This window comes from Colwellia sp. 12G3 (assembly GCF_002836775.1).
Lineage (GTDB): Bacteria > Pseudomonadota > Gammaproteobacteria > Enterobacterales > Alteromonadaceae > Colwellia.
The window spans coordinates 114979-127144 of the sequence record NZ_PJAQ01000028.1 but is presented as its reverse complement, the minus strand read 5'-3'; the positions used below and the strand labels follow the sequence as shown (position 1 = coordinate 127144).

Genomic DNA, 12166 nt, shown 5'->3' with positions numbered 1-12166 from the left:
TTCTTTTCTTTATCACTTCTTTATTACCTCTTCAGCGGGCTTAACTTCCACTGCAATGTCTGCTTTGATCAGAGGAACCAGTGCTGCAATATTATTCTGTGGAATAATCAGCAATTTGTTTTTCTTATTATCGTAGATGAACAAGTTTCGGGCAGTTGAGGTGATTACTTGCACTTCTGCTAGGAGATTCGTTTGATTTTTTTGAATAGGATCATTTAACGAGAGGGAGTAACTTTGTGTACTTTTACCCTTGATTTTTTCGCTATACGCGTTAGCCGTCAAGTATGGATAAGCACATAAAGGTAATAACAGCATCGCAGCCAGAGCATAAGTTGGCTTTACCAAATAGAGAGGATAACCAATACCGTAATAAATTTTCTTTAAAAGCGTAGGCTTTTTAGGATCGGGTATTCGACTAAGTTCGAAACGAGAGGCAATAACAGTAAAAATGATAACAACAGTATATCCAAGAACAATTGCTGGGTTTGATATTAAAGCAAATAAAAAATCGTTAAGCTCAATATGCTGAAATACATCTACTGAAAAATTATTGAGTAAAGTCGCTAAATAAATAACACCCGAAAAATTACCTATCAGGTAAAGTATTGTAATAAATACGCCTAAGTTGTTTTTGATATAATGTTTAATCGCGAGTATATCGCTGAGCAAATCAACGTAGTATTTGTTAGCAGCTTCTAATATCATTTTTATTCCCTTTTAAAAACGCTCAAACCATAGCTCAAGCCAACACGATAGTAAAGATAGTGTGTCGGAAAGGGAGGGGTTTGTGATTGTTGGATAGGTGGTAACTCGATTCGTTTATTATAAATAGCTATTCGACTTCTGCTATCGCCGCTTGTGCTTCAGCAAGATCATTTTCAATGGCTGAGCCTGAAACACCAATCGCTGCAATATTTTTGGCTACCGTTTTAGTGACTGTTTTAGTTTCATTCATTGTTTAGTCTCTTCTACTATTCACGGGTATTTTTTAGTTAACTTGAGTTCTGATTACTTAATATAATTTGCTTTTTCATCTAATAACCATTGTTTAAAGCAGTTAATGGCTAAAGAAGAATGATGTTGGATAAGATAATAACCAGCATTTGCTGCTATAGGTTTAAATGGCGAAATCAACTTTCCCTGTTTAAAATCTTCTTCTACTAGGGCATATCGAGCCATCGCTATGCCTAATCCTGCCTCTGCTGCCGCCATAGCCATATCAGTTCGATTAAAATAATGCCCTTGATGACTGTCTGCTGCAATGCCCATATGTTTAAACCAATATTGCCACTCGGTATTTTTTGTTGCGCCATGCCATGGCTGAGCATCATGTAATAAGGTGACCGACTTCCAAACCGCTTGTTGATTTTCGTCGGATGTATCTTGCCAGTTAAACGCTTTAAAATATTCAGGGCTCATTACCGGAATCAATTTTTCAGGGAGAAATAAGTCACTTTTTTGCTGAAAGTTAGCTGATTGACTGTAATCAATGGCTAGGTCAAAATTATTACTTTGATGGTCTACTAATGCGCCTTCAGCAAATGTTTGAATGCTAATGTTTGGATAAAGGCTGTAGAATTTCTTAAGTCGAGGTACTAACCATTTGAATGCAAAAGAAGGGGTAAGTTTTAACCTGACCTCACCATCAAAATTTTCTTCTTGATGTAACGCTTCAATTACTTTACTTATATCTTCGAGGCTACTTTTTACTACATTATATAATGCTAGGCCAGGTTGAGTTAATCGAACGCCTCGAGAGTGCCTTTCAAACAAGGTTGTTGAAAGTTGTTCTTCTAATAAGTTTATCTGCTGACTTATCGCACCTGTTGTAATATTTAAATAAATGGCAGCCTGAGTAAAACTGCCTAATTCAGCCGCTACTTCAAACGTCACTAAGCCAGATGCTATGTTACCTTTTAATTTCATCAATACTCATAGCCTTTAGAAATACTAAACACTAATATTAATTAATATCGATTGTAGAAGATATGTTTTTTTCACATAGTATTTAACTATTTTAGTATTTAACAAAATTTAAGTGATTAGTATGAAAGTTATCGTTTTAGGCGCTGGCGTAGTCGGGCTAACATCTGCATGGTATTTGGCGCAAGCTGGGCATCAGGTAACCGTTGTTGATCGCCAGAGCCTCAGCGCTGAAGAAACTAGTTTCGCCAATGCAGGCCAGTTATCTTACGGTTATTCATCTCCTTGGGCTGCGCCAGGTATTCCGATTAAAGCGTTAAAATGGTTAACCCAGAAACATTCACCACTTATTGTAAAGCCGAGTTCTTCACCGATGTTTTATCTTTGGCTGATGAATATGTTGAAAAACTGTAATGAGAGTCACTATCAGGTTAATAAAAACCGTATGTTGCGCGTAGCGAATTACAGTCGAGAATGCTTGTCTGATTTATCTAAAAACCATGCAATAAAATATCAAGGTCGCCAGCGAGGAACGCTACAAGTTTTTCGTAACCATAAACAGGTTGAAGCAGTGCAAAAAGATATGAAGTTATTAGCAGATAGTGATGTGCGATTTAATCTATTAAATGTTGATGAGTGTGTTAAGGCTGAACCAGCCCTTGCCTTGGTCAAAGACAAGCTTGTTGCGGGGCTGCACTTACCTGATGATGAAACGGGTGATTGTTACCAATTTTGTCAGCAGCTTACTGAAATGGCTAAAAAGGCAGGTGTTGATTTTAAATTCAATGTTCAAGTAAATAAATTACTGTTTGATAAGACTAACATTACCGGGGTAGATACCTCTATTGGTGAACTGAAAGCGGATGCGTATGTTGTGGCTCTGGGCTGTTATTCTGTGAACTTATTAAACCCAGTAGGCATTAATTTACCTGTTTATCCTGTAAAGGGGTACTCACTAACTATTCCAATGACGGATGAAAAATTTTCGCCTGTCTCTACTGTGATGGATGAAACTTACAAGGTTGCCGTCACTCGTTTTGATAATAGAATTCGGGTAGCCGGTACGGCTGAACTAAACGGTTTTAATTTAGATTTACCTGAAAAAAGAAAAGCGACTATCGCCATGGTCGTTCAGGACTTATTTCCTAAAGCAGGTAACTTAGCAGAAGCTGAGTTTTGGACGGGATTACGTCCGATGACGCCGGATGGTACGCCTATTATTGGTAAAACTAAGATAGCTAATTTATATACTAATACCGGACATGGCACACTGGGTTGGACTATGGCTTGTGGCTCGGCAAAACTTTTAGCAGATATCGTTTCGGGAAATGTGCCTGATATTGACGCGAGTGGCTTAGATTCATTTAGGTATACCCATTCCACTTGAAGATACTCGTTTCAGGACGTCTGAGCGATTCATAATCAAGGCACATTTTTTTATTAAGGGTCATCCCTTAAAAACAAATGTAACGACGAGTATGATTTGCTCAGCCTTCCCTAAAGGCGTTTATAATTCCAGCTGAATCATGCATCTTCAAGTGGAACGGGTATATACCCGTTACCAATCAAAGAAGCGCTTGAGCAGCATCACTCGATCGTTGCTGTGATTTATAACGGCGATACATGGATGGTGTTATTATATAATGTAGGCGCATATTCTCATAAATCCCCCTTATTTCATTACCACGCCTTGAATTGAAATTGCTCAAGCGCTCTGAAATCTGCATATTGAATGATAATGGGAATATAACTCATCAGCCTAACTATCTCTTAAATAGAGTACAGGTTAAATAACTTAAATTAGTTATACCCAAGCATCTTTATGTCGCTTGGGTATCAATGTAATGCATAAATGCTATTACTTAACCTGAACTCTGGATAATGAGTGCTTGATATTTAATCAAAAAGACTGATTTGTCTTATAAAACAAAGACATAACAAGGTCTAGGTTGCTATATCCACTATCAATGTTTCATTCTATTCTATTATCAAGGCAAAACGTTTATGAATAGCTGGCTATTTATCGACGTTTTAACGCTGAGAATGGGATAAAAGGGAATGTTGAGCAAGTGCTGCTTATCCAGAGTTCAGGTTATTTATTACGTCATTGATGCTTCAATACGTTTTTTATTCGCTTCTACTTTAGCTAACCAAATAAGTGGCGCAATGATGAGTACGGTTCCTAGTAACATGGCTAAATCAGGTACTTCATCAAACCAGACAATACCGACAGCAACGGCACATAACAAGCCACTATATTCAGCGCTGGCAATTTTACTGACTTGACCAGAGCGATAAGCAATAATACAAATCCCCGCATAAATTAAAATAAAGCTGCTTGAACCGGCTGCTGTGATCATAGGGCCGAAGTCCCAAGCTTTTCCTTCCCATATAGCCAATGAAAATGCCACCGGGATCCCCACTATATTTGTCATCAATAATGTTTGAAATACGTTTTGTTTTTTAGGTAACTTTCTAATTAATAAATTATTAATAGCCATTGTGATTGCCACAATGAATGCAGCTATTGCCGCCCAATCAATATAAGTGGGTCTGATCACCACTAAGACACCAATAAAACCTAAAATAGCGACAATCACTGCCTGATTTGAAAGTTGCTCTTTGAATATCATCATCGCCAGTGGCAGCATTAATAAAGGTGCAGCATAAAAAATAGCGTTTGCGGTTGCTAATGGCATCGCACTGATGGCAAAGACCATAAAAACTGCACCAAGTAACCAAATATGACCACGCAGAATATGCCATTTTAAACCGGGTAATAATGGTGCTTTAGTGGCAAAAAAACATAACGGTAATAAGATGGCGACTGCGCTAATTTGGCGAAATAGCACAAATTGAAAAATGGCCACATCTTGCGATAATGTTTTGATCAACGCATCAGAAAAGACAGCAATTAAGTTACCTATAACAAGTAAAATCATTGCGCTTCCGACAGATATTTTTGGCATAGTCCTGCTCCTTTTCAAAGATTACGATTCACGGTTAACAATTAACGAACGAGATCATATTGTAAAACTGTGTATTATGTATAATGATTTAAATACATTTAGTATTAGCTGAGATAATAATGAAATTACCACCATTGCGTGCTTTACAATGTTTTGAAGCGGTTGCCAGACTTAACAGCTTTTCAAAAGCGGCGGATCAACTTAATGTCACGCAAAGTGCAGTGAGCCATCAAGTTAAGTTATTGGAAGAGTATTTAGGTGAGTCGATGTTTAGTCGTCATGGTCGCTCGTTTGCTTTGACCGAAGTGGGTGAACGCTATTTTGAAGAGATCAGTAATTCATTAAGTAATGTGGCTAATGCGAGTCAGCTAATTAGGGAAGGGCAGTCGGGTAAAATACGTCTGGCTTTGTATAGCTCAGTTGCTGTTAAGTGGCTAATTCCCCGTTTAGAGGATTTACGTCAACAGTACCCTGAAATTGAATTATCACTAAATATGATGGCAGATGAGCCTAAATGCAGCGATCAAGTAGCAGATTGCTTTATTACCGTTAATCCGCCCCAAAGTAATTTTGTAGTGGAATTTTTATATGCGGAGCGTTTGTATCCCGTTTGTGGCAACAAAATATGGCAACAAATAAAAGATAAACCTTTGCCTGAAGCATTGTGGCAGCATCCTTTATTGTCAGTACAAAATTTATTTCCAGGTGAAGAATTCGGTGAAGATTGGCGTCAATGGTGCAAGCACGGTGGTTATGTATTACCAAAAGAGGTCACGGTGAATCATTTTAGCCATATGTTATTAGCGGCTGAAGCAGCACGTTATGACCAAGGTATTACTTTAATGAATCATTATTTGATGTCAGACCAAGACCGACAACAAAACTTTGTTCGTATTCCGTTACATGAAATTACTACCGGTGATAATTTCTATTTTGTCTATAAAAAGTCACGTGCCAAACAAACGGATATTGTTAAGTTAGGCCGTTGGTTAAAACAGCAATGTTTAGAGTAAAATAGAACAAAATATATAAAAAAGCCGATACATTATATATCGGCCTTTTATTTTTACTTTGGATTATACCAATCACACAAACTAAGTGATCACTTCTACTTGTTAAAAGTAATAATTACTGCGTTATTTATTTAATAATTAGAACAACTAGTTAGTTAAATAAATGCCTTGAACTTATCACTTTTTCCTACGTATAAAATAGGTCACTTAATTAATGTAATTGGTATTACTTGTCAGTTTTACTACCAAAAGAGGTAATGAAGTAAACTTTATTTTGCTTGATTAAACAGGTTAAAAGCACTGGAGAAATCTTTAGCACCATTACCGTTTGCAGCATGCATGGCATATAAACTACGCGCCAATGCACCCATAGGTGTTGATGAGTGACTTTTCACTGCGGTATCCATGGCTAAGCCTAAATCTTTAGCCATCAAGTCAACCATAAAGCCACCTTGATAATCATTAGATGATGGTACGTTTTCCATCACACCAGGGCAGGGGTTGTATACATCAAGGGTCCAGTTACTGCCTGAACTCTTACTCATAATATTTGATAATACCGACGCATCTAAGCCATTACTTATGCCTAATTGTAATGCTTCAGAGGTGGCTAGCATTAATACCGATAACAGCATGTTATTACAGGCTTTAGCTACTTGTCCGGCACCATGGTCACCTGCATGAAAGACATTTTTTCCCATATTATCTAGAATAGGTTTTGCTTGATTAAAATCAGCTTCACTACCACCAACCATAAAGCTTAAAGTACCCGCTACTGCGCCACCAACACCACCAGATACAGGGGCATCAATAAAGTTAATGCCTTGTGCTAATAATGCCGCACCGACGTTAATTGAGGTTGGTGAATCAATGGTAGATGAGTCAATCACTAACGCGCCTTTGGCGATATGATTGATTAAACCATTTTCTGCTAAATACACGGCTTCTACATGCTTGCCAGCAGGCAGCATTGAAATGATAAATTCAGCATCTTTAACACAATCACTCGCTTGTGCTTGAGTTGTTGCGCCTTGCTCTACCACATGAGCAACAGCTTGCTCTGATAAATCAAATACACAAACCTGATGTCCGGCTTTAACTAGATTGATGGCCATTGGGCCACCCATGTTACCTAAACCTATAAAAGCAATATTCGCCATGATGTTGATCCTTTTTTGAACTTATACCCGTTCCACTTGAAGATGCATGATTTAAGTGGAACGGGTATATCTATTTATATAAAAAATAGCCTCTGCAATAATTTATTATAGAGGCTATAAAAGAAAACTTATTTCATACTAATCGTTGTATGAACATTCTGACCATCTTGGTGATCAGGTTCAAACCAACGCGTTGTTACAGAACGGGTATGCGTCCAAAAACTAACGGTTTGTTTACCATTTGGTCCTAAATCACCCAGTTTAGAGGCTCTTGAGCCTGTAAAACTAAAGAAAGCAACGGGTACAGGAATAGGCACGTTAATACCTACTTGGCCCACATCAACTTCGTTTTCAAATAAGCGCGCATTCCAACCTGAAGAGGTGAATAAAGAAGTACCATTACCATTAGGGTTTGCATTGATGATGGCGATAGCTTCTTCTAATGTTTCAGTTTCTAACACACATAACGCTGGACCGAAGATCTCTTGGGTATAAATATCCATGTCAGTAGTCACATTGGTAAATAATGTTGGTCCAACAAAGTTACCATTTGGGTAACCTTCAACCTGACAATCTCTACCATCAATTAGCATGGTTGCGCCTTGTGCAACACCACTATCAAGTAAGCTAATAATACGTTTTTTCGCTTGCGGCGATACTACCGGGCCTAAGTCAGCATCACGCTGAGAGCCAGGACCTACTTTCATTAATTTAGCGCGTTCAACTATTTCAGGTAACCAGTTGCGAGCTTCACCCACTAAAATTGTCACCGGGTTAGCCATACAACGTTGACCCGCCGCGCCAAAAGCTGAACCTAATAAATCATTAATGGCTCTGTCTTTGTTGGCATCAGGCATGATAACCATATGGTTTTTAGCGCCCATCATCGATTGTGCGCGTTTTCCGTGTTTGCTCGCATGATTGTATATATGCGTACCAACATGAGTAGAGCCAATAAATGATACTGCTTTTACATGTTCATGTTCGATTAACGCATTAACAGCATCAGGACCGCCGTGCACAACATTGATAACGCCTGCAGGTAAGCCCGCTTCAATAGCTAGTTCAACAAAGCGTACCGTTGAAGAAGGTGCTTGCTCTGAAGGTTTAAGTACAAAGGTATTACCGCATGCAATGGCAGGTGGAAACATAAAAGCAGCAAGCATTAATGGGAAGTTAAAAGCGGTAATGCCTAAACCTACGCCAAGTGGCTTATGTAAAGTATAAGTGTCTACCCCTGTCGCAACATTATTACCCATATCGCCTAATTGTAAGCGCGTTACTGAACAAGCATTTTCAATAGCTTCTAATGCTCTACCTACTTCGCCTTCAGCATCAGGTAAGGTTTTACCGTGCTCTAATGTGACTAGTTCAGCTAATTCTTGCGTATTTTCACGCACTAAGTGAGCAAAGTTCACCATAATACGCATGCGGTTAGTTAACGATGTTTTAGACCACGTTTTGAATGCTGTCTGTGCACTTTGCACGGCTAATTCAACTTCTTCTGGGGTTGCGATAGGTACACGAGCAACTACTTCTTGTGTAGCTGGGTTTAAAACATCCAACCACTCTTTAGTTTGTGAACGTACTTTTTTACCATTAATGATTAGTGGAACTTCAGTAATACTCATAGCAACCTCTATTGATTAAAAACATGGAAAATATAAAAACTCTATTAGCAAGATAGGTCTTTCTTTAACTTGTCACAATAAACATAAATGCAACACGCTTTGCATTTTTGCAATGACGCAGTGTAAGCAGTACACTCATACCTAAGTCACTAAGTTTTTAAGCACGCCAGCTGGGATATTTTAACCAGGACAAGTGGGCAATCATTGAATGGAATGGGTATTACTAGATGAATTGGGATGATATAAAAATATTTCTTGAAGTTGCTCGAGCCGAGCGACTATCAACAGCGGCTAAGCGCTTAATTATGGATGCATCTACTGTGTCTAGGCGTTTGCACAAGTTAGAAGAGAGCATAGGCACAAAGCTTTTTGACCGTACCCAAGATGGCCACGTATTAACTGCTGATGGTGAGATGTTACTCACCTCGGCATGTAAAATGGAACAAGATGCACAGCATGCGCTGTCTAACATTCATAACAACAATGAAGATAATTGTGGGCTAGTGCGCATTGGTGTGACCGAAGCGTTAGGTAACTTTTTTGTATCACCGAACTTACTGTCATTACAGCAGCAACACCCCAATATTGACGTACATTTATTACTGTTTTCACGGTATGTCAAAATCAGCAGAAATGAAGCGGATATCGCTATTGCGGTAGAGCGCCCCAAAAGTACGTCTATGATAGTGTCAAAATTGTGTGATTATAAATTGCAACTTTATGTACATCAGGATTACCTAGATAATAGCCGAGGTCATAATTTAGAAATACACCCGCAAGGCATAGCGCTAGACCAATTAGCGAAACATAAATGGGTAACTTACGTTGATAATTTACTCTTTACCGACCAGCTCTCTTATGTAAAAGAGTTAAACCAGTACTTAGATGGTGAGTTAAAAGCAAACTTTAGTAGCACTAGCATTATTAGCCAATATTTTGCTATTAAAAGTGGTTTAGGTATTGGTATTTTGCCTTGTTTTTTAGCCGAACAAGATAAAAGCCTCATTAAACTTCATAGCCAAGAAATAAGTATCAGCCGAAGTTTTTGGTTGGTTACTCACCCTGAGAGTAAACGCCTTTCACATGTAAATACGGTGTGGCAATACTTAAAGCAACTCGTGCTAGACCATGCTGATTTGTTAAACCCAAGTGATTAATCACTTGGGTGATAAAATAGTTACCCATCAAACTGTATTGCGCAGAAAGACTAAAGTCTCGCTAGCAGCTTTATAAAGACTTTGTTATTGTGTTGGCAATATTAAAAGTTTTCACTTAATAAGAAATTAGTCATTATTTTATAAAAATAATAGATTAAGCGATGAGTAATACTATGTTTAATAACATGAAAATAATACTAGCAGATGATCATCCGCTATTTCGTCAAGCGTTAACTATCACTTTAAAAGCCCACTTTGACGGGGCGACAATTATTGACGCGCAAAATATTCCCGAACTTGAACAGCATTTACAAAGTAAAGATAAAGCTGATTTATTACTGCTTGATCTTGATATACCGGGAGCGCATGGCTTTAACAGCCTAATTACGATTAGACGTTCACATCCTGATTTAGGCATCGTTATTATTTCGGGTTTTGAAGATAAAGAAACCATTCATAAAGCGATGAGTTATGGCGCTGCGGGTTTTATTCCTAAATCGACACCAGTACCGAAAATGGTCGAAGCGATAAAAGAAGTACTCAACGGTACATTATGGACACCAGATGGTGAGTTTAATCCGAGTGAAAAAACTAATAAGACGGATGATAAAATAGCGTCATTAACGCCCAAGCAACATGAAATATTATTAATGTTTGCAGATGGCTTACTGAATAAACAGATAGCTTATGAACTAGGTACTTCAGAATCGACCATTAAAAGTCATGCGAGCATTATCTTTTTGAAGTTGGGTGTACGTAACCGAACTCAAGCCGTTATCGCCTTAAATGAATTACAGTTGAATCAAAACACATTTGGTCAATCAATAAAATAATCGTACAAAGATATAGCGCTATGTCATTCAATTAACGACGAATATAACGCAAAACTTCATTTAAAATGTTTGTTAGTAAGGTTTATAAGTCACGGATAGTCATAATTTCAGTACGAGTTCATCACTAAACACACTGAATTAGTAAATCATGAATGTAGAATATTGAATTACTGAAGATAACACTGTTATTTTACTTACCTCAGCTGGATGAACTCAATTTCCTTATCCGCACCTCAGAAGTCATTGGACGCCTCAAAGAGCATAGGTATGAATTTAGTTAGACTATAAAAAAGTCTTTACACTGTGTAGGTATTACTGGCTTTATTGAAGTAATTTAATATTTTACATTGGTTGATTCACGTTTCACTAGGCGAGGTAAGTATTTATAACCTTCTACCTTTGACTCGCTAGCATTACTTTTAAGATCTAAAGACAATTGTGCAGCACGTTGTGCCATAGATTCAATAGGATAATGTAAGGTGGTAAGTTTTGGTCGTGAGTATCGTGAAATTAATACGTCATCAAAGCCTATTACCGAAATATCAGCGGGTACTCGATAACCATTATCCTCCAACGTTGAAATAGCACCAATGGCCATGGCATCGTTATAAACGAAAATAGCCGAAAACTTGTGGCCTGAGGCTAATAAATGTTGAGTTGCTATTTCACCACCTTGTTGATTGGGCTCAGCATATTCAATTAATTTTTGGTTAACTTCGATACCAGCACGGCCGAGTTCTTGAGAAAAACCTCGCAGCCTTAAGGTGGGATCTTCAATTTGATATTTACTACTGATGCAAGCAACGTTGTGATGCTGTAAAGACAGTAAATGTCGAGCGGCAATTTTTCCACCTTCTTCATTATCTAACCAAACACATTTGTGTTTGATCACATCAATCATTCTATCAATTAAGACGAGTCCTGGAATTTTTTCGCATAAGCTGATCAGTTCATCGTCAGGCAGCTTCTTACTGTGCATAACAATTGAATGGCAACGTTGTTCTATTAATAAGTTAATTGCAGCACGCTCTGATTCAGCATCTTGCTGAGCTGTACTTAATAGCAATTGCATATTGTGTTGGCGAGCAATGGTATCAACACCATTTGCAAGCGATGCAAAAAAAGGATCGGTAAGCGCGGGCACAATAACACCAATGGTGGTTGATTTTTGTGTCACTAATGCGCGTGCATTAGCATTAGGGGTATAGCCTAACTCTTCCATTACTTGCGTAACTTTCAGACGTGTTTTTTTACCGACTTTAGGACCGTTGTTAACGACTCTAGATACGGTGGCAATTGAAACTCCGGCCACGCGGGCAACATCTTTTATTGTTGACATAGGTAAACGTTTATATTGTTATTTTTTCTATAATAACCCTAATTTAACGGGATGTTAATACTAGTAACTAGATTTAAATTAAATATTGACAATAAAAATGTAAACGTTTACATTTTGTTTATTGATTTTGAGTATATAATT

At 38.0% G+C, this 12166-nt stretch carries 11 protein-coding genes; 4 read left to right on the top strand and 7 right to left on the bottom strand.

The window, feature by feature from the left end:
- Nucleotides 1-12 precede the first annotated feature (12 nt).
- The 3 genes from CXF71_RS08455 to CXF71_RS08450 all read right to left on the bottom strand — a co-directional run bounded on the left by CXF71_RS08455 (nucleotide 13) and on the right by CXF71_RS08450 (nucleotide 1926).
- A complete protein-coding gene (locus CXF71_RS08455; protein ID WP_101232522.1) occupies nucleotides 13-705 on the bottom strand; it encodes a hypothetical protein in 693 nt (230 codons plus the stop codon).
- Nucleotides 706-832: 127 nt separating this feature from the next.
- Nucleotides 833-955, bottom strand: coding sequence for a hypothetical protein (locus CXF71_RS21815; protein WP_269800805.1), 123 nt, complete (start codon nucleotides 953-955; stop codon nucleotides 833-835).
- A 53-nt stretch (nucleotides 956-1008) separates the two neighbouring features.
- The gene (locus CXF71_RS08450) at nucleotides 1009-1926 is read right to left on the bottom strand and encodes a LysR substrate-binding domain-containing protein (RefSeq protein WP_232771427.1); all 918 of its coding nucleotides are present in this window, start codon (nucleotides 1924-1926) and stop codon (nucleotides 1009-1011) included.
- 121 nt (nucleotides 1927-2047) lie between these two features.
- Between CXF71_RS08450 and CXF71_RS08445 the strand changes: the two genes are divergently transcribed.
- On the top strand, nucleotides 2048-3310 hold the full coding sequence (locus CXF71_RS08445; protein WP_101232520.1) for a D-amino acid dehydrogenase: 1263 nt from the start codon (nucleotides 2048-2050) through the stop codon (nucleotides 3308-3310).
- Nucleotides 3311-4022: 712 nt separating this feature from the next.
- Here the strand turns inward: CXF71_RS08445 and CXF71_RS08440 are convergent.
- The gene (locus CXF71_RS08440; protein ID WP_101232519.1) at nucleotides 4023-4892 is read right to left on the bottom strand and encodes a DMT family transporter; all 870 of its coding nucleotides are present in this window, start codon (nucleotides 4890-4892) and stop codon (nucleotides 4023-4025) included.
- A gap of 119 nt (nucleotides 4893-5011) precedes the next feature.
- On the opposite strand from CXF71_RS08440, the gene CXF71_RS08435 reads away from it, so the two are divergent.
- Nucleotides 5012-5905: a LysR substrate-binding domain-containing protein gene (locus CXF71_RS08435; RefSeq protein ID WP_101232518.1), complete on the top strand. Its 894-nt coding sequence runs from the start codon at nucleotides 5012-5014 to the stop codon at nucleotides 5903-5905.
- A 269-nt stretch (nucleotides 5906-6174) separates the two neighbouring features.
- Here CXF71_RS08435 and mmsB read toward each other — a convergent pair whose 3' ends face one another.
- Together mmsB and CXF71_RS08425 are read right to left on the bottom strand one after the other, a co-directional pair.
- Complete coding sequence (gene mmsB / locus CXF71_RS08430) at nucleotides 6175-7065, bottom strand: 3-hydroxyisobutyrate dehydrogenase (RefSeq protein WP_101232517.1); 891 nt, start codon at nucleotides 7063-7065, stop codon at nucleotides 6175-6177.
- Between the two features lie 128 nt (nucleotides 7066-7193).
- Complete coding sequence (locus tag CXF71_RS08425) at nucleotides 7194-8696, bottom strand: CoA-acylating methylmalonate-semialdehyde dehydrogenase (protein ID WP_101232516.1); 1503 nt, start codon at nucleotides 8694-8696, stop codon at nucleotides 7194-7196.
- Nucleotides 8697-8923: 227 nt separating this feature from the next.
- On the opposite strand from CXF71_RS08425, the gene CXF71_RS08420 reads away from it, so the two are divergent.
- On the top strand, nucleotides 8924-9853 hold the full coding sequence (locus tag CXF71_RS08420; protein WP_101232515.1) for a LysR family transcriptional regulator: 930 nt from the start codon (nucleotides 8924-8926) through the stop codon (nucleotides 9851-9853).
- Between the two features lie 173 nt (nucleotides 9854-10026).
- Entirely contained in the window at nucleotides 10027-10686 is a 660-nt protein-coding gene (locus CXF71_RS08415) for a response regulator transcription factor (protein ID WP_101232601.1), read from the top strand.
- Nucleotides 10687-11020: 334 nt separating this feature from the next.
- Here the strand turns inward: CXF71_RS08415 and CXF71_RS08410 are convergent, their stop codons facing one another.
- On the bottom strand, nucleotides 11021-12025 hold the full coding sequence (locus tag CXF71_RS08410; RefSeq protein WP_101232514.1) for a LacI family DNA-binding transcriptional regulator: 1005 nt from the start codon (nucleotides 12023-12025) through the stop codon (nucleotides 11021-11023).
- Nucleotides 12026-12166 lie beyond the last annotated feature (141 nt).

What these genes read in the sequence shown, in the direction of transcription:
- CXF71_RS21815 (WP_269800805.1), bottom strand. Translation starts at nt 955, where the DNA reads ATGAATGAAACTAAAACAGTCACTAAAACGGTAGCCAAAAATATTGCA.
- CXF71_RS08445 (WP_101232520.1), top strand. Translation starts at nt 2,048, where the DNA reads ATGAAAGTTATCGTTTTAGGCGCTGGCGTAGTCGGGCTAACATCTGCA.
- CXF71_RS08410 (WP_101232514.1), bottom strand. Translation starts at nt 12,025, where the DNA reads ATGTCAACAATAAAAGATGTTGCCCGCGTGGCCGGAGTTTCAATTGCC.
- CXF71_RS08455 (WP_101232522.1), bottom strand. Translation starts at nt 705, where the DNA reads ATGATATTAGAAGCTGCTAACAAATACTACGTTGATTTGCTCAGCGAT.
- CXF71_RS08450 (WP_232771427.1), bottom strand. Translation starts at nt 1,926, where the DNA reads ATGAAATTAAAAGGTAACATAGCATCTGGCTTAGTGACGTTTGAAGTA.
- CXF71_RS08415 (WP_101232601.1), top strand. Translation starts at nt 10,027, where the DNA reads ATGTTTAATAACATGAAAATAATACTAGCAGATGATCATCCGCTATTT.
- CXF71_RS08440 (WP_101232519.1), bottom strand. Translation starts at nt 4,892, where the DNA reads ATGCCAAAAATATCTGTCGGAAGCGCAATGATTTTACTTGTTATAGGT.
- CXF71_RS08425 (WP_101232516.1), bottom strand. Translation starts at nt 8,696, where the DNA reads ATGAGTATTACTGAAGTTCCACTAATCATTAATGGTAAAAAAGTACGT.
- mmsB (WP_101232517.1), bottom strand. Translation starts at nt 7,065, where the DNA reads ATGGCGAATATTGCTTTTATAGGTTTAGGTAACATGGGTGGCCCAATG.
- CXF71_RS08420 (WP_101232515.1), top strand. Translation starts at nt 8,924, where the DNA reads ATGAATTGGGATGATATAAAAATATTTCTTGAAGTTGCTCGAGCCGAG.
- CXF71_RS08435 (WP_101232518.1), top strand. Translation starts at nt 5,012, where the DNA reads ATGAAATTACCACCATTGCGTGCTTTACAATGTTTTGAAGCGGTTGCC.